Annotated in this window: 22 protein-coding genes; 5 read left to right on the top strand and 17 right to left on the bottom strand. The window is 71.3% G+C overall.

The window, feature by feature from the left end; genetic code table 11:
* Positions 1-37: 37 nt before the first annotated feature.
* From MET2598_RS0120650 to pdxY, 10 genes are all read right to left on the bottom strand, one after another.
* Positions 38-862: an aldo/keto reductase gene (locus MET2598_RS0120650; protein WP_012331353.1), complete on the bottom strand. Its 825-nt coding sequence runs from the start codon at positions 860-862 to the stop codon at positions 38-40.
* Positions 863-942: 80 nt separating this feature from the next.
* On the bottom strand, positions 943-2,154 hold the full coding sequence (locus tag MET2598_RS0120645; protein WP_012331354.1) for an ABC transporter substrate-binding protein: 1,212 nt from the start codon (positions 2,152-2,154) through the stop codon (positions 943-945).
* A gap of 132 nt (positions 2,155-2,286) precedes the next feature.
* A complete protein-coding gene (locus MET2598_RS0120640; protein ID WP_051086523.1) occupies positions 2,287-3,681 on the bottom strand; it encodes a hypothetical protein in 1,395 nt (464 codons plus the stop codon).
* A complete protein-coding gene (locus MET2598_RS0120635; RefSeq protein ID WP_018262181.1) occupies positions 3,611-4,798 on the bottom strand; it encodes a hypothetical protein in 1,188 nt (395 codons plus the stop codon). Before MET2598_RS0120635 ends, MET2598_RS0120640 begins: the two co-directional genes overlap by 71 nt.
* Positions 4,799-4,863: 65 nt before the next feature.
* Positions 4,864-6,030, bottom strand: coding sequence for a hypothetical protein (locus MET2598_RS0120630; protein ID WP_018262180.1), 1,167 nt, complete (start codon positions 6,028-6,030; stop codon positions 4,864-4,866).
* 495 nt (positions 6,031-6,525) lie between these two features.
* Positions 6,526-6,939 carry a peptide-methionine (R)-S-oxide reductase MsrB gene (gene msrB / locus MET2598_RS0120625; protein ID WP_018262179.1) on the bottom strand — a complete coding sequence of 138 codons (414 nt, stop codon included), beginning with the start codon at positions 6,937-6,939 and terminating at the stop codon, positions 6,526-6,528.
* A 69-nt stretch (positions 6,940-7,008) separates the two neighbouring features.
* Entirely contained in the window at positions 7,009-8,169 is a 1,161-nt protein-coding gene (locus MET2598_RS0120620) for a YihY/virulence factor BrkB family protein (protein WP_018262178.1), read from the bottom strand.
* A gap of 208 nt (positions 8,170-8,377) precedes the next feature.
* Complete coding sequence (locus MET2598_RS0120615; RefSeq protein WP_026190844.1) at positions 8,378-9,256, bottom strand: NAD(P)-dependent oxidoreductase; 879 nt, start codon at positions 9,254-9,256, stop codon at positions 8,378-8,380.
* Positions 9,257-9,354: 98 nt separating this feature from the next.
* Positions 9,355-9,792: a TerB family tellurite resistance protein gene (locus MET2598_RS0120610; RefSeq protein ID WP_012331361.1), complete on the bottom strand. Its 438-nt coding sequence runs from the start codon at positions 9,790-9,792 to the stop codon at positions 9,355-9,357.
* A 184-nt stretch (positions 9,793-9,976) separates the two neighbouring features.
* The gene (gene pdxY, locus MET2598_RS0120605) at positions 9,977-10,825 is read right to left on the bottom strand and encodes a pyridoxal kinase PdxY (protein ID WP_018262175.1); all 849 of its coding nucleotides are present in this window, start codon (positions 10,823-10,825) and stop codon (positions 9,977-9,979) included.
* Positions 10,826-10,954: 129 nt separating this feature from the next.
* Here pdxY and MET2598_RS0120600 point away from each other — a divergent pair, with 129 nt between their 5' ends.
* Positions 10,955-11,476, top strand: coding sequence for a DedA family protein (locus tag MET2598_RS0120600; protein ID WP_018262174.1), 522 nt, complete (start codon positions 10,955-10,957; stop codon positions 11,474-11,476).
* A 213-nt stretch (positions 11,477-11,689) separates the two neighbouring features.
* On the opposite strand, the gene MET2598_RS0120595 is transcribed toward MET2598_RS0120600, so the two are convergent.
* The 6 genes from MET2598_RS0120595 to MET2598_RS0120570 all read right to left on the bottom strand — a co-directional run bounded on the left by MET2598_RS0120595 (position 11,690) and on the right by MET2598_RS0120570 (position 18,262).
* Positions 11,690-12,688: an ABC transporter substrate-binding protein gene (locus MET2598_RS0120595; protein ID WP_018262173.1), complete on the bottom strand. Its 999-nt coding sequence runs from the start codon at positions 12,686-12,688 to the stop codon at positions 11,690-11,692.
* A gap of 218 nt (positions 12,689-12,906) precedes the next feature.
* Entirely contained in the window at positions 12,907-13,689 is a 783-nt protein-coding gene (locus MET2598_RS0120590) for an ABC transporter permease (protein WP_012331365.1), read from the bottom strand.
* A gap of 90 nt (positions 13,690-13,779) precedes the next feature.
* Positions 13,780-14,658: an ABC transporter ATP-binding protein gene (locus MET2598_RS0120585; protein WP_012331366.1), complete on the bottom strand. Its 879-nt coding sequence runs from the start codon at positions 14,656-14,658 to the stop codon at positions 13,780-13,782.
* A gap of 66 nt (positions 14,659-14,724) precedes the next feature.
* Positions 14,725-14,910 (bottom strand): hypothetical protein, encoded by a 186-nt coding sequence (locus MET2598_RS0120580; RefSeq protein WP_018262172.1) that lies wholly within the window; start codon positions 14,908-14,910, stop codon positions 14,725-14,727.
* Positions 14,907-16,037 carry a PepSY-associated TM helix domain-containing protein gene (locus MET2598_RS0120575; RefSeq protein WP_012331368.1) on the bottom strand — a complete coding sequence of 377 codons (1,131 nt, stop codon included), beginning with the start codon at positions 16,035-16,037 and terminating at the stop codon, positions 14,907-14,909. The genes MET2598_RS0120580 and MET2598_RS0120575 overlap by 4 nt, the downstream gene beginning before the upstream one ends.
* Before the next feature lie 11 nt (positions 16,038-16,048).
* A complete protein-coding gene (locus tag MET2598_RS0120570; protein WP_018262171.1) occupies positions 16,049-18,262 on the bottom strand; it encodes a TonB-dependent siderophore receptor in 2,214 nt (737 codons plus the stop codon).
* A 317-nt stretch (positions 18,263-18,579) separates the two neighbouring features.
* Here MET2598_RS0120570 and MET2598_RS0120565 point away from each other — a divergent pair, with 317 nt between their 5' ends.
* Both MET2598_RS0120565 and MET2598_RS0120560 read left to right on the top strand, forming a co-directional pair.
* The gene (locus MET2598_RS0120565; RefSeq protein WP_012331370.1) at positions 18,580-19,056 is read left to right on the top strand and encodes an MmcB family DNA repair protein; all 477 of its coding nucleotides are present in this window, start codon (positions 18,580-18,582) and stop codon (positions 19,054-19,056) included.
* Positions 19,057-19,177: 121 nt separating this feature from the next.
* The gene (locus tag MET2598_RS0120560; RefSeq protein WP_012331371.1) at positions 19,178-19,927 is read left to right on the top strand and encodes an SDR family oxidoreductase; all 750 of its coding nucleotides are present in this window, start codon (positions 19,178-19,180) and stop codon (positions 19,925-19,927) included.
* Here the strand turns inward: MET2598_RS0120560 and MET2598_RS0120555 are convergent.
* A complete protein-coding gene (locus MET2598_RS0120555) occupies positions 19,924-20,700 on the bottom strand; it encodes an AAA family ATPase (protein ID WP_018262170.1) in 777 nt (258 codons plus the stop codon). The genes MET2598_RS0120560 and MET2598_RS0120555 overlap by 4 nt on opposite strands.
* 150 nt (positions 20,701-20,850) lie before the next feature.
* Between MET2598_RS0120555 and MET2598_RS0120550 the strand changes: the two genes are divergently transcribed.
* Positions 20,851-21,765 carry a PhzF family phenazine biosynthesis protein gene (locus tag MET2598_RS0120550; RefSeq protein ID WP_012331373.1) on the top strand — a complete coding sequence of 305 codons (915 nt, stop codon included), beginning with the start codon at positions 20,851-20,853 and terminating at the stop codon, positions 21,763-21,765.
* On the top strand, positions 21,762-22,472 hold the full coding sequence (locus MET2598_RS0120545) for an NUDIX hydrolase (protein WP_018262169.1): 711 nt from the start codon (positions 21,762-21,764) through the stop codon (positions 22,470-22,472). Before MET2598_RS0120550 ends, MET2598_RS0120545 begins: the two co-directional genes overlap by 4 nt.
* Positions 22,473-22,515 lie beyond the last annotated feature (43 nt).

The following is a 22,515-nucleotide window of genomic DNA, read 5'->3' as shown; positions in this document are numbered from 1 at the left end:
GGGCAGGAACGCCCCGAGGTGCCGGCCGGTTGCGGATTCAGCCGAACGTCTCCGGGTCGGGGCCGATGCGCCCGTCCGCCGCGTCGAGCGCGGCGATCGCCGCCTGGTCCTCGGGATCGAGCGCGAAGCCGAAGATGTCGGCATTCTCGCGGATGCGCGCCGGCGTCTCCGATTTCGGGATGACCGCGCTGCCGCTCTCGATGTGCCAGCGCAGGATCACCTGGGCGGGGGTGCGCCCGTGCTTCTCGGCGATGCCCCGGATCACCGGATCCGCCAGGGCCGCGCCCCGGCCGAGCGGGCTCCAGGCCTGCGTGACGATCCCGGCCCGCGCGTGGAAGTCCCGCAGCGCCCGCTGCTGGAAGCGCGGATGCAGCTCGATCTGGTTGACCGAGGGCGTCGAGCCGGTCTCGTCGATGACCCGCTTCAGCTGCGCGACCGTGAAGTTCGACACGCCGATCGAGCGCGCCCGTCCGTCCTCGCGCAGGCGCATCATCGCCCGCCAGGTCTGCACGTAGAGGTCGCGCTGCGGCAGCGGCCAGTGCACGAGGTAGAGGTCGACGTGGTCGAGGCCGAGCCGCTCCAGGGAGGCGTCGCAGGCCCGCAGCACCTCGTCGCTGCCGTGGGAATCGTTCCAGAGCTTCGTGGTGACGAAGATCTCCTCGCGCGCGAGGCCCGAGGCCGCGATGGCCCGGCCGACCCCGGCCTCGTTGCCGTAGACCGCCGCCGTGTCGATCGCCCGGTAGCCGGCCTCGAGGGCGAGGCCGACGATCTCGGGCGCCTTCTCGTCGGCGAGCTTCCAGACGCCGAAGCCGAGCTGCGGCACGCGCTTCCCGTCGTTGAGCGTCAGGGTCGGCTGCGTCATGGAAGGCTCCTCCGCGGGGGCGGTGCCGGGGCGGCACCCTCCTCGAAGTGGAGCCCGCGCGCCGTCTGTCGAGGCGGCGCCTACTTCGCGAGCGGGCAGCCGCCCTCGCTCATGGGCCGGAAGGCCTTGTCGCCCGGCACCGTCGCGAGGAGCTTGTAGTAGTCGTACGGCCCCTTCGACTCGGCGGGGGTCTTGACCTCGAACAGGAAGAGGTCGTGGACCGCCCGCCCGTCCTGCCGGATCGTGACCGGGCCGAAGAGCGGGTCGTCGATCGGCGTCTCGCGCAGGGCCGCCAGCACCTTCTCGCCCTCGACGGTGGCGGCGGCGCGCACGCCGCGCAGGTAGGCCAGCGTCGCCGAGTAGACCCCGGCGTGGTTCTCGGTCGGCATGCGGCCGTTCATGCGCTCGGCGAAGCGCTTGGCGAAGGCGCGGGTGCCGTCCGTGCGGTCCCAGTAGAAGGCGCTGGCGAATTGCAGGCCCTGGGCCGCCTTGAGGCCGAGCGCGTGGACGTCCGAGATCTGGATGAACAGGGCCGCGACCCGCATGTCGGGCATCAGGCCGAATTCCGCCGCCTGCTTGACCACGTTGATCATGTCGGCGCCGGTATTGGCGAGCGCCAGCACCTGTGCGCCCGAGCCCTGGGCGGCCAGCAGCGGCGAGGCGAAGTCGCCGGCATTGAGCGGGTGCTTGGTCGAGCCCTTGACGCTGCCGCCCATGCCCTTGAGGGCCGCCGTGGCGTCGCGCTCCAGCGCTTGGCCGAGGGCGTAATCGACCGTGAGGAAGTACCAGGACTTGAAGCCGCGCTCGGCGATGGCGCGCGCGGTGGCGGAGCCCTGCGCCCAGGTGTCGGAGACCCACTGCACGGTTGTCGGCGCGCAGGCCTTGCCGGTGAGGTCGGAGGTCATCGCGCTCGACGCCAGGGCGACGCGGTGGCGCTCGCGCATCAGGTTGGCGACGGCGAGCGCCACGGCGGAGTTCGGCAGGTCGACGATGGTCGAGACGCTCTCCTGGTCGAGCCACTTGCGGGCGATGGCGAGGCCGATATCGGGCTTGTTCTGGTGGTCGGCCGAGACGACCTCGACCCTGATGTCGGGGGTCTCCTTGGCGAAATCCTCGGCCGCGAGCTGGGCGGCGACGACCGAGCCGGTGCCGGCCTGATCCGCGAAGGGGCCGCTCATGTCGCTGAGCACGCCGACCTTCACGGGGGGAACCGCCTCCTGCGCGGCGGCCGAGACGGAGAGCAGGGCTGCGAAGCCGGCCGCGAGGACCTGGCGCAACGAACGGGGCGACATCGCGAAACTCCAGAGGCGGAACCGCGCGGGGCGGTGGTGCACCGTATGTCAGGATGGCGGGGCCGAGTCGATGGATGCGCGCGGTCGCGCGCCGATCCGGCCACCCCGCGCCGGGGCGGCCCGCCGGCGCCGCTACGGGCTCCCTCTCCGGGTCGGCTCGGCGTTCGGCACCTTCGCCGGCTCGTCCGCGGCGCGTGGCTTCAGCCGGTCGACCAGTTCCCGCACCCTGAAATCCCCGACAGGCTGCAGAGCGGCGATGATCTCATTGAAATTTCCGCGAAGATTGTGCTTCGCGACAAGGTTCTTCGGGAGGTCGTTGCTGGCGATCAGGCCCTGCAAGGTCAGAAGCGATTTCTCGAGCGCGCCCACCACCGCACCGAAATCCTGCTGTGCCGGCGCGGCTTCCGTGCGGGAATCCGGCAGGTCCTGGCGGTCGCGCGGCGCGTCGGGAGGACCGGATTGCCGGGCGGCCGGATCCGCGCTCGATCGCAGGGGAGGGCTCCCCGAGGCCGGCCGGCCGGGGGAGGAGGTGAGGGCCGGCGGAGGCGACGACGCGATCCCCCACCACGACACGGCGCCCAGGCCGATCGCGCTCGCGCCCGCGAGGGCGAGCAGGCCGGCCTGATTGCGCCGGGTGGCGAGCCGCAGCGCGGCGTCGAGCGCGTCGATCCGCCTCTCCACGGCGCCGAACTGACGCTGCCAGGCCTGCTGCACCTCCGCGAGGCCGCTCGGCGCACGCCCGGCCTCCGCTCGCGGCGGGGGCAGGGCCTGCGGCGGGGGCAGCCTGGCGAGGTCCGGCGGCGGGGCGGACGGGCTTCGCCAGCCGGACCAGATCGAGCCGCGCTCGCGCTCCTCGCCGGCGGCCCCGCGGGCGCGCGCGTCGAGGCGCGGTCCCGGTGCCCGGACGCCGCGCATGGCGGCGGCGTCGCGCGCGATCAGGACCTTGGCGTAGGGCTCGAACAGGCCGTCCCGCTGGGCCCGCGTCAGCGCGTCGGGCAGCGCCGCGGAATCCGCCTCCCGCGAGAGGTCGATGACGGCGGGCGTGCCCAGGAGGGTGAAGGAGAGCCCCTGCCGTGGCCGGTTGCTCCGCTGCGCCCGCTCGGCGTCGTGGAGCTTGGAGACGTCGCCCTCGAGATCCTCCAGGCGCAACGCGCCCGTGTCCCTGATCAGCCCCGAGGATAGCAGGGACTCGATCCTGCCGATGATCGCTTCCAGCAGCGCGACCGCCTCGCCGCCGTCCAGGTGCGTCCCGAACAGCCAGAGGCCGCAGCCGAAATACCCGCCGGAACGCCCGACGACGCCCTGCGGCAGCGGCTTGTAGCAACCGATCCAGGTGGCCTCGATCTCCGGGTTGCGCCGGGCGACGACATAGTACCCGGCCGTGTCGTGACGCATGATCGCGTCGTCGTTCGACAGGACCATGATCGCCTGAAGCGCGTCGACGTGGTGGCTGACCTCACCTTTCACGTCGATGTAATGCGCCGAGAAGCCCCCGATCGTGTCGAACACCGCCACGGCAGCCAGCATGTCTGCGCTCTCGGAACAGCTTCGAGAAGACCGAGAGGATCATCACCCTCGTCAGCGTCTCGTAGGGCCCGGCCTCCTCGACCGGGCTCGGGACGACGTCCGCGTAGAGGATCTCCCGCGCGCCGCCGCCATGCGGCAGAGCGGCCGTCGCGTTGCCGTAGAGCCAGTTCCACAGCGTCCGATTGAATCTCCTGAACACCGGCGCGTAGATCGGACTGTGGGTGATGCGCCGATCCGGCTGCACCCAGGCCGCGCTGTACGGCATCAGCGCCTTGGAATGCGCGGGAAACCCGGTCATCGCGGCGAATTTCGGCCAAGCGACCCGCCATCTCGCGATCCTGTCGAGCACGGTCGACGCCGTCGCGTCCGAGAAGCCGCTGCCGTTCACGCCCGGAGGGCAGCACGCGTCCCACTTCGAGATCAGGAGGAGCAGGTTGTCGCGGTTCTTGTTGCCCCGCAGCCGGTCGACCTGATGCATGGCGTTGCTCAGGCACTCGTGCGAGCTCGCGGCCGATTCCCCATCCGGCCCCGCGACTGTCGGAGCGACGAAGATGAGCGACATGCCGAGTTCGTAGTGCTGCAGGATCTCCTTGAGGAGGTTCCTGAATGGCAGGAAGGGCGGCATCCGCGAGGCGTCGGCGGCCTGGCCGGCCGCCGGTTTCTGCTGCTCGAACCATTCTCCCATGCCCTCCAGGAAGGCGAACTTCACAGTTCGTCTTTCGTGAACGATGTTGACCGGGATGAAGTACGGCGTTTCTCTCTGCGTCCGCGGCGCCGCGTAGCCTCGCCCGAAGGCCGCCACCTGGTTCTCGAAGAAGGCGCGCGCCGCCTCCTCGATGGGCGCGAAGTAACCGTGCCGACGCGGCCAGATCGGCGCCCCGAGCTGGACATCGACGACGGCGTCATCTGACGATTTGATATAGTCGATCAGCGAGAGAAGCATCATGGTTTTCCCGGATGAATTCGTACCGAAAATCATGACCGGGTGAATGTGGTTGTTTCTCAGATGACTCATGATCTCGCGAGCCAGCAGAGGCGACTCGAAATCCGCGTGCTCGATGTCGTCGTCGTCGAAAGCCCGATCGCTGGAGAAATTGTGTCCGTTCGCATCGTTCATAATGCTGAGCCCCACTTTCCTTGACGTCTCGCCTTCCGGGACGAGGGCCGGCTCCGGTCGTCGCCTCAGCCCAACTCGATGGGAGACCAGATGTAGGTGACGCCGCTCTCTCGGAGCGTGCGGTCCCTGTTCAGGCGCCGCCGCCTCGCCTCGCGCTCCCGATCCACCCGCACCGCGTTGACGACCAGGAACACCGCCAGGAAATCGATCGCGAATGGAACCATGATGTAGATGTAAGTCGTCGGCCTGTTCGATCGTTCGATCAAAACGTTAACGAGCTGCACCAGGGAGGTGACGGACTCGTAGGCATTGTTTGCGAGATAGCTTTTCAACTTGAATTTCTCAAGATTTGAAAAACCCGACAATTTGTTGTAAAGCTTGATGTACTCGGCATTCGCCTGAGTGATGGTCGGGACGATCGCTTCGAAGAGAGTTTGGTCAAAAAGGAAATTGTTAACGCCAATCAGCGCTTTCTCCTTCTCGTTGAGCCGCGCGACCTCCTGGTCGACGGTCAGCCTGATCTCGCGGCTCAGGGATGCCCTCTCGGCCATCTGTCGCGAGGGCTGCGCGAGGTACTCGCCGAGGGCCTTGTCGATCATGCTGCCGTAGGCCCTCGCCACGGCCTCGACCGTCGCGCGATCCTTGCAGTCGAGACCCCGTCCGGTTCCGGTGAGGATCTCGACGCCGGGCAGGACGGCCTTGATCCCGTCGATGGCCCTGCGCGCGCCCGGCCCGATCCCGCACGCGACGGGGTTCCTGATCTCGGTGTCGAGGTTCTTCGCGAGGCTTCTCACCCGCGAGGCGAGGGCGTCGACCTCGGGGCGCGCCAGGATCGCCGCCGATTCCGCCTGGATCCGAAGCAGGGCCTCCCGCGTGGTCGCGATGCTCTCGCGCAGGATCGTCGGCCCTTCCAGCAGGAGCATGCAGGCGGCCAACACCCCGTACCCGCTCGTGAGGAGGAGGATCAGGAGGGACCCGCCCTTCAGGAGCCGTCGCCGCCACGGGCTCGCCCCGGAGACCTCGACCAGGGCGCGCCCCGCGATCACCAAGAAGCCGTAGATCAGCAACGCGACGACGGCGACGATCCCTCTGATCTGCCAGACCCCCCAATCCGGGTAGGAGGTTTTGAAGCTGAAATAATAGCCCTGACCAACATAAAACATGAATGCGACGATCAACGGCGGAAACAAGAAATAGATCACTATCTTCCAGAAATGGAAAAATGGCGACATTGCTATCTCCGCAGACTCGGAGGCAGCATACATGTTAATGGAACCTTAACAAGTGATTTCTTGAAGAATTTTCGACGACATCAATCAGACGACGCCTCGGCGCGCCACATCATCTCGTGCGTATTTGATGAACTTCGGTTCGAGCAATCATGGCCACCCGCGGCCGCATCGATCATGCCGCAGAGACATCGACAGGATGTCGACGGCCCTCTTATGCTGAAGAATTTCTAAGTTGAGCGTCGCTTCCGGCCCGGGCGCAGGCCGGTCCTCGTGGTTTTGCGGCATTGTCCGCCGCGCTCATCCGCATGTCTCCGCGAGGGCGCCGCGAAGCCCTCGCGCCCGCGGGCTTCCTTCCACGGGAGGGAAACCGTTCGGACCGCCCGGATTCAGCCCGCCCCCGCGCCGGGCCGCATCCGGCGCATCGTCAGGGGCGGGGCGCCCCGTCCGAGATCCGGCCGATCATCGGGCGCCCGGGCCGCGCGCCGGGAGACCGGATCACTCCTTCGGCTCGAAGCGCAGCGCGGCGCCGTTCATGCAGAAGCGCAGGCCGGTCGGGGCCGGGCCGTCCTCGAAGACGTGGCCGAGATGGCCCTTGCAGCGCTGGCAATGCACCTCGGTGCGGGTCATGAAGAAGGAGCGGTCCGCCTGCGTCTCCACCGCGCCCTCGATCGGCGCGAAGAAGCTCGGCCAGCCGGAGCCCGATTCGTACTTGGTGTCGCTCTCGAAGAGCGGCTGGCCGCAGCCGGCGCACTGGAAGGTGCCGGCCCGCTTCTCGTGGTTGAGGGGACTGGTGCCCGCCCGCTCGGTGCCGTGGCCGCGCAGCACCCGGTACTGCTCCGGCGTCAGGCGCTGGCGCCACTCCTCCTCGCTGAGAGCCGCCTCGTCGCGCACCCCGTCGACCACGCCCATCGGTTCCTCCCTCGGCCGTCCCGTCATCCGGCCCCTAGATAGGGGCCGGCGCGGGGCGCGGGGAGGGCGTCACGCCGGCGCGCCCACCGTGTCGGCCATGCGGGCGCGGCGGGTGCCGAGCGGGGCGGGCGCGCCCTCGGTCGTGTCGCGGATCGTCTGGTGCTCCAGTTCGGCGTTGATCTCGCCGCCGAGCAGCACGATCGTCGCCGAGATCCAGATCCAGGTCATGAAGCCGACGGCGGCCCCGAGCGACCCGTACGTCTCGTTGTAGCTGCCGAAATGGGCGACGTACCAGGAGAAGGCGATCGAGCCGATGATCCAGACCACCCCGGCGATCAGGCTGCCGGGCGTCACCCAGCGCCATTGCGGCTTGTCCCGGCTCGGGCCGTAGCGGTAGAGCACCGCCAGCGCCAGGAGCAGCACCGCGAGCAGGATCGGCCAGCGCAGCAGCGCGATGTACCACGCCTTCGGGCTGATCGAGATGCCGAACGTCCCCACGAAGTTCAGGATCACCGGCAGCACCACGATCCCGGTCAGGGCGAACACCACGAAGAGCAGGCCGCCCAGGGTGAAGGCCAGCGATTGCAGGTTCAGCCGGATGAAGCTGCGCTTCTCCTCCTCCTCGTAGACGATGTTGAGCGCGTCGAAGATCGCCTTGACGCCCGCATTCGCGCTCCAGAGCGAGATCGCGAGGCTGGTGAAGAAGGTGAGTCCGAGGGTGGTGCCGCCCTTGGCGGTGATGCGCTTGACCTGGTCGCCGATGATGTCGAGGGCCCCCGAGGGCAGCACGCCCTGCAGCAGCGACAGGTGGTCGTTGATCGTCGCCGGATCGGTGAACAGGCCGTAGAGGGAGACCAGCGCCGCGATGGCCGGGAATATCGCCAGCAGCGTGTAGAAGGTCACGCCCGCCGCGACCGACAGCACCCGGTCCTTCTGGAATTCGACGTAGACCCGGTAGAGAATGTCCTTCCAGCCCTTGGCCGGGATCTCGGTCGGGGTCTCGGCGTGGCGGCCGCGATCCGGCTCGGTGTCGGCCACCCGCTGGGCGGGACGGCCCGAATAGGATTTCGCGCCCGGGCCGAGATGCCGGGTCGGGTCGGCGGGCTCGGCGATGTCGGGCGCGCGCCGGGCCGTCACGAGGCGCACCAGCGCGAGGCCGAGGAAGACGGTCCAGAGGGTCGAGGTCACGCCGCCGGGCGAGGCGGGACCGGGTTCGGGATTCGGCGTCATCGGGCGACCGTTCGCGAGCAGAAACCCGCCGGGGCGGGCAGTTCCGTCACAACGTGACGCCGCGGCCGGGTGTTCCGCCACGCCTCGGGGTGAGCTTGGATCATCGCGCGCTCTACGCGCGATTCATTGGCCGCCCGCCGCCGCTCCACTTGCGGGCCCGGACGGTGCGCCTCGCGGCGTTCCCCCGCCCGTCAGGTGACCCTGCCCGTCACTTGACCCTGCCGCTGCGCCGGGCGGCCACGCGGGCGAGGGCGGCGAGGTCCTTGTCGCCGTCGCCGTGCGCGATCGCCTCGATCAGCCCGTCGCGCAGGAGGCTCGCGAGCGGCATCGGCACGCGCGCGGCCTCCCCGGCGGCGAGGGCGAGGCGGATGTCCTTGGCGCCCAGCGACAGGCCGAAGCCCGGCGGCTCGTAGCGGCCCGCCGCGATCGAGGCGCCGTAACCCTTGTAGACCGGGCTCGCGAAGATCGTGTTCGTCATCAGGTCGAGGAGGTCGGCGCCCGGCACCCCGTGGGCCTCCACCAGCGCCGCCGCCTCGCCCATCGCCGCGACCGCATTGACGACGAGGAAGTTGCCGGCGAGCTTGACCGCGTTGGCGCGGGCCGGCTCCGTCCCGAAGGGCCACGTCCTCGCCCCCATCGCGTCGAGCAGCGGTTGCGCGCGGGCGATCGCCTCCTCCGGCCCCGCCGCCACGATGGTGAGCTTGCCCGCCTCCGCCACGTCCGGCCGGCCGAAGACCGGGGCGGACAGGTAGGCGACCCCCGCCCGCGCGTGCAGGGCGGCGAGGTCGCGGGCGAGCGCGACCGAGATCGTGCTCATGCCGACGTGGATGGCGGGCCGCTGGCCCTGGTCGAGCACGCCACCCTCGACGATGACGCTGCGCAGGGCCGCGTCGTCGGCCAGCATGGTGACGGCGACGTCGCCCCGGAACGCCTCGGCCGGGCTCTCCACCGGCTCGGCGCCCGCCTCGCGCAGCGAGGCCGCGGCCTCGCGGGTGCGGTTCCAGACCCGGACCCGGTGCCCGGCCCGGACGAGGTTGAGCGCCATCGGCCGGCCCATCCGGCCGAGCCCGAGAAATCCCACATCCATGGCCGGCGGCTCCCGCATCGCCGGGGCTCGCGCGGCCCCGGCCCGCCTCCACCTATGGCGCGGGCCCGCCCCGCCCAGAGGAGCGGCGAGGGAGCGGCTCAGGCGGAGAGGAGCGCCGCCTTGTCGACGCCGAGCGCCTCGGCGACCTCGTCCAGCACCTTGTGCTCCAGTTCGCTGATCCCGCCCTGATCGGCGACGTCGGCGGCGATCAGGAAGACGTCCTGGCGCTGGTCGAGGGGCCGGTCGGCGATGGCCGAGAGGAAGCGCAGGTTCTCGATCCGGCCGGCCCGGCTCTTCGCGCGGGCGATCGCCTCGTGCAGTTCCTGCTCCAGCTTCAGGACGCCGTAGGATTTCTGCAGGATCGGGTTGGCGGCGAGATTCGTGAGGGCGGTCTCGATCTCCTCCTCGTCGATCTCCCGGTCGGCCAGGATGACGTTGGCCGCGCCCGAAGCCGCCGCGTGCAGGAAGGCGGTATCGCCCGCATACGACATGACCACCCGGCCGATCCGGGTGAAAGCATCCTGAAACAGCCCCATCGTCTCATCCTCGGCGCGGCCATCGGCGGCGCGGGTCAACCCGCTTGTTCGCCAGCCTGCGCGAATCGATGCACAGCCTTGCGCGTACAGGCAAGCACATCCGCACCACAGCGGCGTGCCGAACGCACGCGCATCGCCGCGATGCCAGTGTGCATCGCCGCGATGCGGGCGCGCATCGCCGCGATCACACCGCCTCGACCGGGAAGACCCGGCTCGGCGCCACGAACTCGTCCTGCGCGGCCACGGTCAGGATCTCGCGCGCGCCCTCCTCGGCGGTGCGCCGCAGGAGGCCGAAGACCGAGGCCGCCATGGCGCCGAGCGCCTCGGCCGCCGAGCCGGAGCGGGCGTAGTGGACGAAGAACAGGGCGGCGCTCGCGTCCCCGGCCCCGTTGACCGAGATGGCGAGCTTCGGGGTGCGCAGGCGCCAGACCTCCCCGGCCTCGCCGGCCAGCAGGTCGATCGAATCCTCGGGCGTCTCGGCGGTGTGCAGCGAGGTGACGAGGACGACCCGCGGGCCGCGCGCCTGCACGGCCGCCACCGCGCGCTTGGCCTCGGCCAGGGTGCGGCTCGGCAGGCCCGAGAGGTGATCGAGTTCGAACTGGTTCGGCGTGACGATGTCGGCGGCCGGCACCGCGTGGTCGCGCATGAAGTCGGGCACGCCCGGGCGCACGAAGACGCCGCGGCCGACATCGCCGATCACCGGGTCGCAGCAATAGAGCGCCCTGGGATTGGCGGCCCGCACCCGCGCCACGGCCCCGAGGATCGCCGCGCCGATCTCGGCCGAGCCCATGTAGCCGGAGAGCACCCCGTCGCAGGCGCCGAGCACCCCGCGCTCGGCGATGCCCTCGACGAGCTCGCCGATCGAGGGCCCGTCGTAGACCCGGCCCCGCCACGCCCCGTAGCCGGTGTGGTTGGAGAACTGCACCGTGTGGATCGGCCAGACCTCGACCCCGAGCCGCTGCATCGGGAAGACTGCCGAGGCGTTGCCGACATGCCCGTAGGCGACGTGGGACTGGATCGACAGGATGTTCATGCAGGACCCTCGGGCCTCGAACCCCGGTGGTAGCCCGCCGCCCGGGGCGGCTCAACACGCGCGATCGCCCCGGATTGCATTCCGGCGGGGAAGCCCCACCATCGCCCCGGGCAGAGACGGTCAAGGTTCATGGATTTCGAGACGATCCGCATCGCCACGCTCGACTTCGTGCGCGCGCACCATGCCTGGGCGCCGCTCATCGCCGGCCTCGTCGCCTTCTGCGAGTCGCTCGCGGTGCTCTCGCTGCTGGTGCCCGCCACCGTGATCCTGCTCGGCATGGGGGCCCTGCTCGGGGCGGGCGGCATCCCGTTCCTGCCGGTGATGGTCGGGGCCGGGATCGGGGCGATCCTGGGCGATTGGGCCTCCTACGAGTTCGGCCGCTACTACAAGGAGGGGGCGAAGCGGATCTGGCCGCTCACCCGCTATCCCGAGATGATGGAGACGGGCGAGACCTTCTGCCGGCGCTGGGGCGCCTGGGGAATCTTCCTCGGCCGCTTCATCGGGCCGGCGCGGGCGGTGGTGCCGCTCATCGCCGGGATCTTCGTGGTCGGGCGCATCCCGTTCCAGATCGCCAACGTCACCTCGGGCTTCGTCTGGGCCTTCGTCTGGCTCGCGCCGGGGGCGGGGCTGTTCGGCTGGATGGAGGGGTGAGGGGCAGGCCGATCCCCCGGCTCCCCCGAAACCGCCTTGCGCGAGGCAGGCCTGCTTCGCCGCCGAACCGGTGATCCGGGATCCGCTCGATCGAAGCCGATCCCGTATCCCAAGCCCGTGCGGCGCCTGAGCGACGCCGCCATCCGCATGGCCGACATGGGAGATGGCGACGCCATCAACCGGATGGCGGATGACCCGTCCGGCGAAGGACGCTCAGCCCATCGCCTTGCGGATGAAGCGGTCCTCCAGCGTCGCCGCGAGGTCGATCTTGGCGCCCTGCAGCTCCGGATCGAGGGTGCGCACGAGGTCGAGCACGCTCGCCATGCCTTCCTGCGAGGGGATGCCGGTGCGGGAATAGCTCTCGAGCGAGTTCTTCACCGCCTGCACGTAGAGCGGCCGGTCGCCGAAATGGTAGGCGGGCGGCACCGTGTCGGCGACCTCCTCGGGAGTGGCGGCGGCGAGCCACTTCAGCGATTTCGCGAAGGCGTTGACCACCTTCTGGGTCGCGGCGGCGTGGCGCTCGATCCAGTCCTGCTTGGTGTAGACCACCGCCGCCGGGTTCGGCCCGCCGAACAGCGCCCGGGTCCCGGCCTCCGTGCGGGTGTCGATCATCACGGCGATGTCGCCGTCCGCCTCCAGCTTGGCGATGACCGGGTCGAGGTGGGAGATCGCGTCGATCTCGCCCTTCTTCATCGCCGCGATGGCGCCCGCCCCGCCGCCGACGCCGATGAGCGGCGCGTCCGTGGCCTTCAGCCCCGCCTTGATCATCGCGTACTGCACCGCGAGCGCCGTCGAGGAGCCGGGCGCCGTCACGCCGATCTTGCGGCCCTTGAGATCGCCCGGGCCCCGCACCGTCCCGGCGAGGTCCTTGCGCACCGCGATCACGATCGCCGGGTAGCGGCCGAGTTCGCACACCGCCCGCACGTCCTGTCCCTTGGCCTGCATGCGGATCGTGTGCTCGTAGGCCCCCGTCACCACGTCGACCGAGCCGCCGATCAGCGCCTGGAGCGAGCGGGCGCCGCCGCCGAAATCGTTGATCTCGGCCTCCACCCCCTCCTCGACGAAGTAGCCCTTCTTCTCGGCGATGGTGAGCGGCAGGTAGTACAGGAGCGGCTTGCCGCCGACGCCGATGCGGACCTTGACGGTCTCGGCGCGGGCGGGCGCGGCGAGGCCGAGCGCGGCGGCGCCGGCCAGGAAGCTGCGGCGGTCCATGAGATGTCCTCCGGTGAGATCAGGCCCGAGCATCATGCGCCGAAGAGGTCCCCGGTTCGGCGGCACACATGATGCGGCACCAGGAATCCAAGCAGACGTGCGTGGGGCAGTTCCGCTTGAGGTATTGTCCGACGACGCGGATGCCGGTTCGTCGAGGACGATGCGGCACCATCCAAGGCCGGGAGCAGCGTCCGACCGCCCCATGATCGGGCGCCGCTCTAGCCGCCGGCCGGGCCGGGGCGCCAGACCAGCAGCCGCCGCTCGATCAGCGTGACGGCGGCGTCGATGACGATGACGAAGACGGTCAGGATCAGCATCCCGGCGAAGACGCCGGTGACGTCGAACACGCTCTCGGCCTCGTGGATCTTGTAGCCGAGCCCGGCCGAGGAGCCGAGATACTCCCCCACCACCGCGCCGACGAGCGCGAAGCCCACCGCCGTGTGCAGCGAGGAGAACATCCAGGTCAAGGCCGAGGGCCAGTAGACGTGCCGCAGCAGGCCGCGCTCGTTGAGACCGAGCATGCGGGCGTTGGCGAGCACGACCGGGCTGACCTCACGCACGCCCTGGTAGACGTTGAAGAACACGATGAAGAACACGAGGGTGAAGCCGAGCGCCACCTTCGACCAGATGCCGAGCCCGAACCAGAGGGCGAAGATCGGCGCCAGCACCACGCGCGGCAGCGCGTTCGCGGCCTTGATGTAGGGGTCGAAGACCGCGGCCAGGAGCGCGTTGCGGGCGAACAGGAAGCCGAAGGCGATGCCCCCCAGCGCCCCGAAGGCGAAGGCCAGCACCGTCTCCTGCAGAGTGATCCAGAGATGGCCCCAGATCTCGGGATTGCTCATCTCCGCCCAGGTCCGCTTCAGCACGTCGACCGGCGTCGAGAAGAAGAACTGCAGCTGCCTGGGCTGGCCCAGCAGCGGATACACAGTGAGCACGTGCCAGACCGCCAGGATGGCGAGGCCGACGAGGATCTGGAGGGCGAGGAGGCCGAGACGGTTCACGGGGCGGAGGCTCCGGGGCGAATGGCGAAAGGCGAAAGGCGAATGGTTCTGGCGGGTCCCGGCGGCGTCAAACCGCTCTCCGTGCCGGCCTCATGCCGGCCCGCCCGCATAGGCGCGCGACACCTCGACCCGCAGCCGCGCCCAGATCTCCTTGTAGAGGGCGTGGAATTGCGGTTCGAGGCGGATCTCGCTGGTGTCGCGCGGCCGCGGCAGGGCGACGGGGAAGTCGCCGACGATGCGGGCGGCGGGGCCGGCCGAGAGCACCACGACCCGGTCCGAGAGGGCGATCGCCTCCTCCAGGTCGTGGGTGACGAAGATCACGGCCTTGCGGTTGGCGGCCCAGAGGTCGAGCAGGAGGTTGCCCATGATCTGCCGGGTCTGCGCGTCGAGCGGCCCGAACGGCTCGTCCATCAGCAGGATCTCGGGGTCGCGGATCAGCATCTGGGCGAGCGCCACGCGCTTGCGCTGGCCGCCCGAGAGCATGTGCGGGTAGCGGTCCGTGAAGCCGGCGAGGCCCACCCGCCCGAGCCAGTCGCGCGCCCGCGCGAGCGCCTCGGCCCGCGGCACCTTCTGCGGCTCCAGCGCCACCGCGACGTTGTCGAGGGCGGTCTTCCAGGGCATCAGGGCATCGGCCTGGAAGAGGTAGCCGGCCCGGGCGTTGAGGCCGGTGAGCGGGCCGTCGAAGATGCTGACGAGGCCGGCCACCGGCTTGAGCAGGCCCGCCGCGGCGTTGAGGAGGGTCGACTTGCCCGATCCGGTCGGGCCGACCACCGCCACGAACTCGCCGGGGGAGACGGTGAGGTCGATCCCGTCCACGGCCACGTAGCGCTTGCCGCCCTTCAACGTGAAGGCGATCGAGACGGCGTCGAGGCGCACCGCGCTGGCGCTGCGGGCGACCGCCGTGCCGCCCACCAGCCGCACGCCCGCCCGGCCGCTCCGTCGTCCCTCGGCCACGCCGTTCTGGCTCATGCCGTTCCCTCCCGCGGCGATGCCTCCCGCCGTCGCGGGCGACATTCGGCGAGCGGCGGCGCGAGATCAACCGCTTCGTGCACGCCCGAGCGCCCGCGCGCCATGCCACAGGATCAGGACGAGCGGCAGGGACAGGCCGAGCCAGGCCAGGACCGGGCCGATCCCCTCGATCAGCAGCGCGCCGAGGAGTCCCGCGGCCGAGGCCCCGCCGACGAGGAGCGGGATGCGGAAGACCGGGCGGGGCGGCCTCACGCGCGGCCGCTCCGGGCCGGGACGGGGGCGGGAGGCGGAGCCGCCCCGCCCGCGCGCCGCTTGGCGAGCCACAGGGCGAGCCCGCTGCCCAGGACCGCGACGCTGACGAGGTCGAGCAGCGCCCAGATCAGCTTCAGCGGCAGGCCGCCGTAATCGCCGAAATGCAGCGGCTGCGAGACCAGGAGGGCGGTCAGGTACCAGGGCAGCCGCCGCGTCGCGGCCACCGCGCCGGTCTCGGCGTCGAGGAGCACCGGCCGCAGCAGCCGCGAGGTCAGGACCGTGTCCCCGCGCAGGAACACGCCGAAGTGCCGGCCGGTGCTGAAGGCCGTGCCGGGAAACGCGATGAAGGAGGGCGTCATGCCCGGCGCCGCCGCGACCGCCCGCGCCACCACCGCGTCGAGCGACAGGCGCGGCGTCGCCGGGGCTCCGCCCCGGCCCGCATGCATGGCGGCGAGGTCCGTCGCCTTCCAGCGGCCGATCATCGGTTCGGACAGGGTGTTGATCACGCCGGTCGCCCCCACGGTCGTCAGCCACGCCACCGTGACGATGCCCATCAGGTTGTGCAGGTCGAGCCAGAGAATGCGCCGCGCCCGCCCGGCCCGGATCGTCCCGAAGGCCATGCGCCGCATGAGCGGGCCGTAGAGCACGACCCCCGAGACGATCGCCGCCACCAGGAGCGCGCCCATCGCCCCGAGGAAGAGCTTGCCCGGCAGCCCCGCGTAGAGGTCGACGTGGAGCCGCAGCATCACCTGCATGAAGGCGCTGCGCGGCGGGCCGAGGCGGGCGCCCGTCGCCGCGTCGTAGAGCGTCGTCACGGACGCGTTCGGATGGGCGTCGGCCGCCTTGTTCAGGATCGCGAAGACCGCCCGCGGCGCGTCCTCGTCGTGGCCGAGATATTGCAGCACCTGCCCCGGATGGTCGGCGAGGGCGATCTGCGCCACGCGGTCGAGGGAGAGCGGCGCCTGCCCGCTGGCGAGCGGCGCCGGCCCCGCGCCGAACCAGCCGTCGATCTCCCGGTGGAAGATCAGCGGCAATCCGGTCAGGCAGAGGAGCAGGAGGAACAGGGTGGCGATCAGGCTCGTCCAGGTGTGGACGCGCCGCCACGCGCGCAGCCGCGCCGCGTTCATGGCGGACCTCCTCACCAGCGGTAGCTGACGCTGGCGACGATCCGGCGCTGCTCGCCGTAGAAGCAGGCGGTCGCGCTGGAGCAGGAGGAGACGAAGCGCCGGTCGGCGGCGTTCTGGATGTTCACGGCGGCCCGCCAGCCGTCGCGCTCGTAGTGGATTGCGGCGTCGAGGAGCACGGAAGCCGGCACCCGCAGGGTGTTGGCCACGTCCGCGTAGGAGCGCCCGACGGAGCGCAGGCCGCCGCCGAACCCGAAGCCCTTCCAGTCGCCCGAGGGGATCGTGTAGTCGAGCCAGAGCGACCCGAAGGTCTCCGGGATGCCGACCGGCACCCTGCCGAGGTCGAGCACGGTGCCCTTGACCGTGCGCAGGTCGTAGGTCGTGAAGGCGCCGACGAGGTTCAGGCCCTCGGCGAGGCTCGCCACCACCGAGGCCTCGATGCCGCGCGAGCGCACCGCGCCGATCTGCAGGTTGTTGAAGGGATTGCTCGGGTCCGGCGTCAGCACGTTGGCGCGCTGGAGGTCGAAGGCCGCCAGCGTGAACAGGGTGTTCCAGCCCGGCGGCTCGAACTTGGCGCCGACCTCGATCTGGTCGCCGCGGTCCGGCCGGTAGGGCGCACCGGTCTGGCCGTTGGCGCCCGGCGTCGGATTGAAGGATGTGCCCCAGGTCACGTAGGGCGCGAAGCCGTTGTCGAAATTGTAGATCAGGCCGAGCCGGCCGGTGAAGGCCCGGTCGTCGCCGCGCACCGAGGCGGAGGGCGTGAGCCGGTTCGTCAGGTCGCTCGTCACGACGTCCTGCCGCCCGCCGACCAGGAAGGTCAGGCGCTCGGTGAGCCGGATCTGGTCCTGCGCGTAGAGGCCGACCTGCTGCAGCAGCTGGTTCGCGACCAGGTAGGGCACCGGCTGGCCGGCGAGCTGGCCGTAGCGCGGCGCCAGGATGGCGAGCGTGGGCGCCGGGAAGGCGGAGGCCTGGTAATCCTTGAGGTCGTAGCGCTTGTAGTCGATGCCGAGCAGCAGGTCGTGGGCGAAGAGCCCGTCCGCGAAACGGGCCTCGGCCTGCGTGTCCACCGTGACGAGGCCGGCCTTCGGCGTCGTCAGGAAGCCGTAGCGGGACAGCTGCGTCTGCGTGGCGTCGCCGGCCTCGTAGCCGTTGCCGACGTAGCGCTGGTCGCGGACGTCGGTGAGCGAGTAGCGGAAATTCTGCCGCACGGTCCAGACGTCGTCGATCCGGTGCTCGAACAGGTAGCCGAGATTGGCCTGATTGCGGGTGTAGCCGTCGATCAGCGGGTCGCTGACATTGAGCGAGCGGGGGATGCGCAGGCCCAGAGCCTGGGGGCGCACGGTGCCCAGATAGGGCAGGAACTGGCCCGCCCCGCCGGTCACGTCGCGCTGGACGCTCGTCAGCAGCGTGAAGGTCGTGGCCCCGTCCGGTTTGTAGGTGAGGGCGGGCGCGAGGAAGACCCGGTCCTCCGGCGCGAAGCGGACGGGCGCGTCGCTGTTCTGCAGGCGCCCGGTGAGCCGGTAGAACCAGTGCCCCTCCGCATCGGCCGGCCCGCCGAGGTCGAAGGCCGCGTAGGCCTGGTTGAAGGAGCCCCCGCCGAGTTCGAGTGAGTGCAGCGGGTCGAGCGGCGGGCGCTTCGACACGACGTTGATGAGGCCGCCCACCGGACTGCCGCCGAACAGGGTCGCGGCCGGCCCGCGCAGCACCTCGATCCGCTCGGCGCCGAAGGGGTCGATGCGGTAATTGGCGAAGGAGGTCTGGAAGAGCTGGAGCCCGTCGCGGAACAGGCCGCTCTCGGTGGCCGAGAAGCCCCGCAGGATGAACCAGTCGAGGCGGGTATCCGGCCCGAACGGGTTGGCGAAGACGCCCGGCGCGTAGCGCACGGCCTCCGACAGGGTCTGGGCCTTCTGGGCCTGGAGCTGCGCGGCGCCGATCACCGAGATCGATTGCGGCGTGCGGATGAGCGGCGTGTCCGTCTTGGTGGCGGTGGCGCTGCGGGTCGCCACGTAGCCCTCGACCGGGCCGGTGGCGGTCTCGGGCCGGCGCGCCCCCGGGAGGCCCGCCCCGGCCGCCCCCTGTCCCTCCACGCTGATCGTGTCGAGCGCGATCGTGCCCTCCTGCGCCCGCGCCGCCCCGGCGAGCAGGAGCGTCGAGGCCCCTGCCAGGACCGTCGAGGCCCCTGCCAGGACCACCTTGCCGATCAGACTCGCGCCGACGCTCCGCCGCATCACCCGGACCCTCTCACGCGCGCAGCACGACGGGCTCGCCGAAGCGGCGAGTCGCGCGGGGCGGCGCTGTTTTGAATTGTAATAAACTACTGATTTTTCAGAGTTTTTCCATGCGGCGGTGCTACCCGCTGAGCAACCTGCTGGCAAGCTCGCCGGCAACGACACCTTGAGCGTGTGGCTCGCGCGTCACCGGGCGTGATCCGCGCCGCGCCACGGCGGCGCCGCGCGGGGGAGCTGCGACACAGGCGGCGGTGACAACCAGCGCGCGACCTGCTGGGATGCGTCCTCCGATTCGCCAGGATCCCGGTTCCCCTCTCGTGTCCGCCGCCCTCTCGCTCCCCGTCGACCGCCGCCAGTCGCCGATCGCGCTGGAGGTGCGACGCGGGGTGCGCCGGCTCTTCGCCGAACTCGGCCACGTCACGATCCCGGAATTCACCCTGGCGAACGGCCGGCGGGCGGACCTGATCGCGCTCGGGCCTTCGGGCCAGCTCACCATCATCGAGATCAAGTCGGGCCTGCCCGACTTCCGCGCCGACCGGAAATGGCCGGACTACCGGGATTTCTGCGACCGCTTCTACTTCGCGGTGCCGGAGGAGATGCCGATTGCCGTGCTGCCGGAGGAGACCGGCCTCATCGTGGCGGATGCGTTCGGGGCCGCGATCCTGCGCGAGCCGCCCGACCATCCCCTGGCGGGCGCCCGCCGGAAGGCCGTGACCCTGCGCTTCGCCCGCGCGGCGGCGGGCCTGCTCCACGCGCTCGCCGATCCGGGCGCGGTGCGCGAGGGGAGCCTCTGAAGGAGCGCATCCCGGCGCAACCCTGGCCGGCGCCGGCGGCGTTGGACAGCCGCGCCAGCCCCGCGCCATGATCCGGCCCGACCGACGCGCCGCGCAGCGCGTCCGGCAGGGAGGATCGAGCATGAGGCTTCGGGGCAAGGTCGCGATCGTCACGGGCGCGGGCGGCGGGTTCGGCGAGGGCATCGCCCGGCGCTTCGCGCAGGAGGGTGCGCGGGTCGCGGTGGTCGACCTGCGCGGGGAGGAGGCCGAGCGGGTCGCCGCCGCGATCGGCCGGGACGCGATCGCGGTCACGGCCGATGTCGGGGCGAAGGAGGACGTGGCGCGCGCCGTGGCCCGCACCGCCGAGGCCTTCGGCACGCCCCACATCCTCGTCAACAATGCCGGCATGACCCACCGCAACCAGCCGCTGATGGAGGTCGACGAGGACACGTTCGACCGCGTGTTCCGGGTCAACGTGAAGTCGATCTTCCACTTCGTGCGGGCGGTGGCGCCGGCCATGCGCGACAACGGCGGCGGGGTGATCCTCAACGTCGGCTCGACGGCGGGGATCCGGCCGCGGCCGGGCCTGACCTGGTACAACGCCTCGAAGGGCGCCGTGAACCTGATGTCGAAGTCGCTGGCGGTCGAACTCGCGCCCTGGAAGATCCGGGTCAACGCGCTCTGCCCGGTGATGGGCGAGACCGGGCTGCTCGAAGCCTTCATGGGCGTGCCGGACACGCCCGAGAACCGCGCCAAGTTCATCGCCACCATCCCCCTCGGCCGCCTGTCGCGCCCGGAGGACATCGCCGCCACCGCGCTGTTCCTCGCCTCCGACGAGGCGGAATTCCTGACCGGGATCGAGATGCCGATCGACGGCGGGCGGACCGTCTAGCTTTCGGACGGCTCCTCGGCGGCCAGGGCCGCCTCGACGAACAGCTCCGGATCGTCGCAGAACTCGCGGTAGAGGCGGAAATGCGCCGTGTCCCCGAGCCGCACCGGCGCGAGGCCGGCGCGCGTGACCGCCATCAGGGCGGCGCCCGGATAGGCCATCAGGATCGGCGAGTGGGTCGCGATGATGACCTGGGCGGCCCGCATCCGCTCCATCTCCCGCAGCAGCGCCAGGAAGGTGACCTGGCGCCGCGGCGACAGGGCCGCCTCCGGCTCGTCGAACAGGAAGACGCCCTGGCGCAGGCAGCGCTCGCGGAAGACCCGCAGGACGCCCTCGCCGTGGGACCGCGACAGGTAATCGGGCGCCTGCGCGCCGTTCACCGCGTCGAGGGAGCGCGCCACCGAGAAGACGCTCTCGGCCCGGAAGAACCAGCCGCCCGCGACCTTCGGCAGCCAGGCGGCCCGCAGGGCGGGCGCGAGCGCGTCGCCGTCCGCGGCGAGCGCCTCCGCGTGGTCGAGCGGGCGGTGGTCGCGGCTGCCGCCCGCCACGTCGAAGCCGCACAGGGCCGCGATCCCTTCGAGCAGGGTCGATTTGCCCGCACCGTTCTCGCCGACGACGATCGTGATCGGCCGCTCGAACAGGATCTCGAAATCCCCGCCCCGGAAGACGGGCAGGCAGAACGGATAGGCCTCCGGCCGCGCGACCCTGGCGGGGTCGAGCCAGACCCGCTTGAGGAAGGGCGGCGGCAGGCGCGTCGTGAGGCTGCGTCGGGCCATGCGGTCGCCTTCCCTCGCGGTTCTCTTCCCTTGCGGCATGCCATCCTGCCCCGAGCCGCCCCGCAGGTCACGCCACCATTCTCGGCGGAGCGGTCCTGCGCTACACCGGCGGGCCTGCTGCGCCGCAGCGGGGTTTGGGAGAATGCCGCGATGACCGCACGCCGCTTCGTGACCCTCGACGTCTTCACCGAGCGGCCGTTCGCCGGCAACCCGCTCGCGGTGGTGCTCGACGCGGAGGGGCTCGACGGCGCCGCCATGCAGGCCATCGCCCGCGAGTTCAACCTCTCCGAGACGGTGTTCGTGCTGCCGCCCGAGGAGGCCCGCCACCGCGCGCGGCTGCGCATCTTCACGCCCGTCCACGAACTGCCCTTCGCCGGTCACCCGACCGTGGGCACCGCCGTACTCCTCGGCCTGCAGGACCGCCGCGCCGGCCGCGCCGACGCGCTCGCCTTCGGGCTGGAGGAGACGGTCGGGGTGGTGCCCTGCGTGGTCGAGCCGGGGGAGGGGAGGGGCCGCGCGCGCTTCCGGCTGCCGAAGCTCCCGGAGATCTGGGGCGAGGCCGAGGGGCTCGGGCCCGACGCCGCGACCGTGGCGGCCGGCCTCGGCCTCGCCGCCCAGGACATCGGCTTCGCCCGCCACCGGCCGAGCCGGCACGGCGCCGGCACGCCCTTCGAGCTGGTGCCCCTGCGCTCCCTCGACGCGCTCGGCCGCGCCCGACCGAGCGCCGAGGCGCTGGAGCGGGCCTTCGGCCCCGGCGCCAAGGTCTTCCTCTACACGGCCGAGACCGAGGATCCCGCCCACCGCTTCCGGGCCCGGATGTTCGCCCCGGGCCTCGGCATCGCGGAGGATCCGGCGACCGGCGCCGCCGTCGCCGCCTTCGCGGGCGCGCTGATGCAGTTCGAGCCCCTCGGCGAGGGCACGCACGACATCCCGATCGGGCAGGGCTACGAGATGGGCCGCCCGAGCGAGATCGCCCTGCAGCTGGTGATCGAGGCGGGCGCGCTGCGCGCGGCCGAGATCGGCGGCAGCGCCGTCGTGGTCAGCGAGGGCACCCTGCGGGCATGAGCGCGAAGGCGAGCCTGTCGCGCGCCGCGCACCTGACCGCGGCCCTCGCCCCCTACGATTGGGCCTGGGCGCGGGAGAACGCCGCCGGGATCGCGGCGCATTGGCGGCGGCGCCTCGCCGAGCGCCCGGCGCTGTTCAACGGCCGCGTGCTGCTGGCGAACCACGTCGAGATCCGTGGCCGGACCGTCGCGATGCGGCTGTTCGAGACCGATTTCGCGACCTTCACGGCCTTCCGCGATCTCGGCTTCCCGGATCCCGCCGTCGTCAACGTCTTCGCCGCGGTGGCGCCGCTGAGCCGCGACGGGGCCTACCTGCTCGGCCGCATGAACGCGCACACGGCCAGCGCCGGTCAGGTCTACTTCGCCTGCGGCACGCCCGACCCCTCCGACGTGCGCCCGGACGGCAGCGTCGACCTCGCGGCCAGCGCCGTGCGCGAGCTCGCGGAGGAGACCGGGCTCGCGCCGCCGGAGGGCGCCGCGGAGGAGTGGGTGCTCGTGCGGCACGGCGGCCACCTCGCGCTCCTGCGGCCGGTCGCGATGGGCGAGCGGGCCGCGGACCTGCTGGCGCGCGCCGAGGCCCACCTCGCCGCCGAGGAGGTGCCGGAACTCGCCGGCCTCGTGGTGGTGCGCGGCCCGGGGGACATCGACCCGTCCGTCATGCCGGCCTTCGTGCAGGCCTTCCTGCACGACGCCTTTCTGTTGGCCTGAGGGCCAAGGGCCGGCCCCACCGCCAAGGTCCGGCCCCACCGCC

The sequence above is a fragment of the Methylobacterium sp. WSM2598 genome, from assembly GCF_000379105.1.
Lineage (GTDB): Bacteria > Pseudomonadota > Alphaproteobacteria > Rhizobiales > Beijerinckiaceae > Methylobacterium.
This window is presented reverse-complemented; position numbering and strand designations above follow the sequence as displayed.

Bases quoted from the DNA above. Each gene is read 5' to 3' on its own strand.
- MET2598_RS0120650 (WP_012331353.1), bottom strand. From the start codon at position 862: ATGACGCAGCCGACCCTGACGCTCAACGACGGGAAGCGCGTGCCGCAG.
- MET2598_RS0120645 (WP_012331354.1), bottom strand. From the start codon at position 2,154: ATGTCGCCCCGTTCGTTGCGCCAGGTCCTCGCGGCCGGCTTCGCAGCC.
- MET2598_RS0120560 (WP_012331371.1), top strand. From the start codon at position 19,178: ATGAGGCTTCGGGGCAAGGTCGCGATCGTCACGGGCGCGGGCGGCGGG.
- MET2598_RS0120635 (WP_018262181.1), bottom strand. From the start codon at position 4,798: ATGAACGATGCGAACGGACACAATTTCTCCAGCGATCGGGCTTTCGAC.
- MET2598_RS0120600 (WP_018262174.1), top strand. From the start codon at position 10,955: ATGGATTTCGAGACGATCCGCATCGCCACGCTCGACTTCGTGCGCGCG.
- MET2598_RS0120555 (WP_018262170.1), bottom strand. From the start codon at position 20,700: ATGGCCCGACGCAGCCTCACGACGCGCCTGCCGCCGCCCTTCCTCAAG.
- MET2598_RS0120570 (WP_018262171.1), bottom strand. From the start codon at position 18,262: ATGCGGCGGAGCGTCGGCGCGAGTCTGATCGGCAAGGTGGTCCTGGCA.
- MET2598_RS0120575 (WP_012331368.1), bottom strand. From the start codon at position 16,037: ATGAACGCGGCGCGGCTGCGCGCGTGGCGGCGCGTCCACACCTGGACG.
- MET2598_RS0120610 (WP_012331361.1), bottom strand. From the start codon at position 9,792: ATGGGGCTGTTTCAGGATGCTTTCACCCGGATCGGCCGGGTGGTCATG.
- MET2598_RS0120585 (WP_012331366.1), bottom strand. From the start codon at position 14,658: ATGAGCCAGAACGGCGTGGCCGAGGGACGACGGAGCGGCCGGGCGGGC.
- pdxY (WP_018262175.1), bottom strand. From the start codon at position 10,825: ATGAACATCCTGTCGATCCAGTCCCACGTCGCCTACGGGCATGTCGGC.
- MET2598_RS0120630 (WP_018262180.1), bottom strand. From the start codon at position 6,030: ATGTCGCCATTTTTCCATTTCTGGAAGATAGTGATCTATTTCTTGTTT.
- MET2598_RS0120640 (WP_051086523.1), bottom strand. From the start codon at position 3,681: ATGCTGGCTGCCGTGGCGGTGTTCGACACGATCGGGGGCTTCTCGGCG.
- msrB (WP_018262179.1), bottom strand. From the start codon at position 6,939: ATGGGCGTGGTCGACGGGGTGCGCGACGAGGCGGCTCTCAGCGAGGAG.
- MET2598_RS0120550 (WP_012331373.1), top strand. From the start codon at position 20,851: ATGACCGCACGCCGCTTCGTGACCCTCGACGTCTTCACCGAGCGGCCG.
- MET2598_RS0120545 (WP_018262169.1), top strand. From the start codon at position 21,762: ATGAGCGCGAAGGCGAGCCTGTCGCGCGCCGCGCACCTGACCGCGGCC.
- MET2598_RS0120615 (WP_026190844.1), bottom strand. From the start codon at position 9,256: ATGGATGTGGGATTTCTCGGGCTCGGCCGGATGGGCCGGCCGATGGCG.
- MET2598_RS0120620 (WP_018262178.1), bottom strand. From the start codon at position 8,169: ATGACGCCGAATCCCGAACCCGGTCCCGCCTCGCCCGGCGGCGTGACC.
- MET2598_RS0120595 (WP_018262173.1), bottom strand. From the start codon at position 12,688: ATGGACCGCCGCAGCTTCCTGGCCGGCGCCGCCGCGCTCGGCCTCGCC.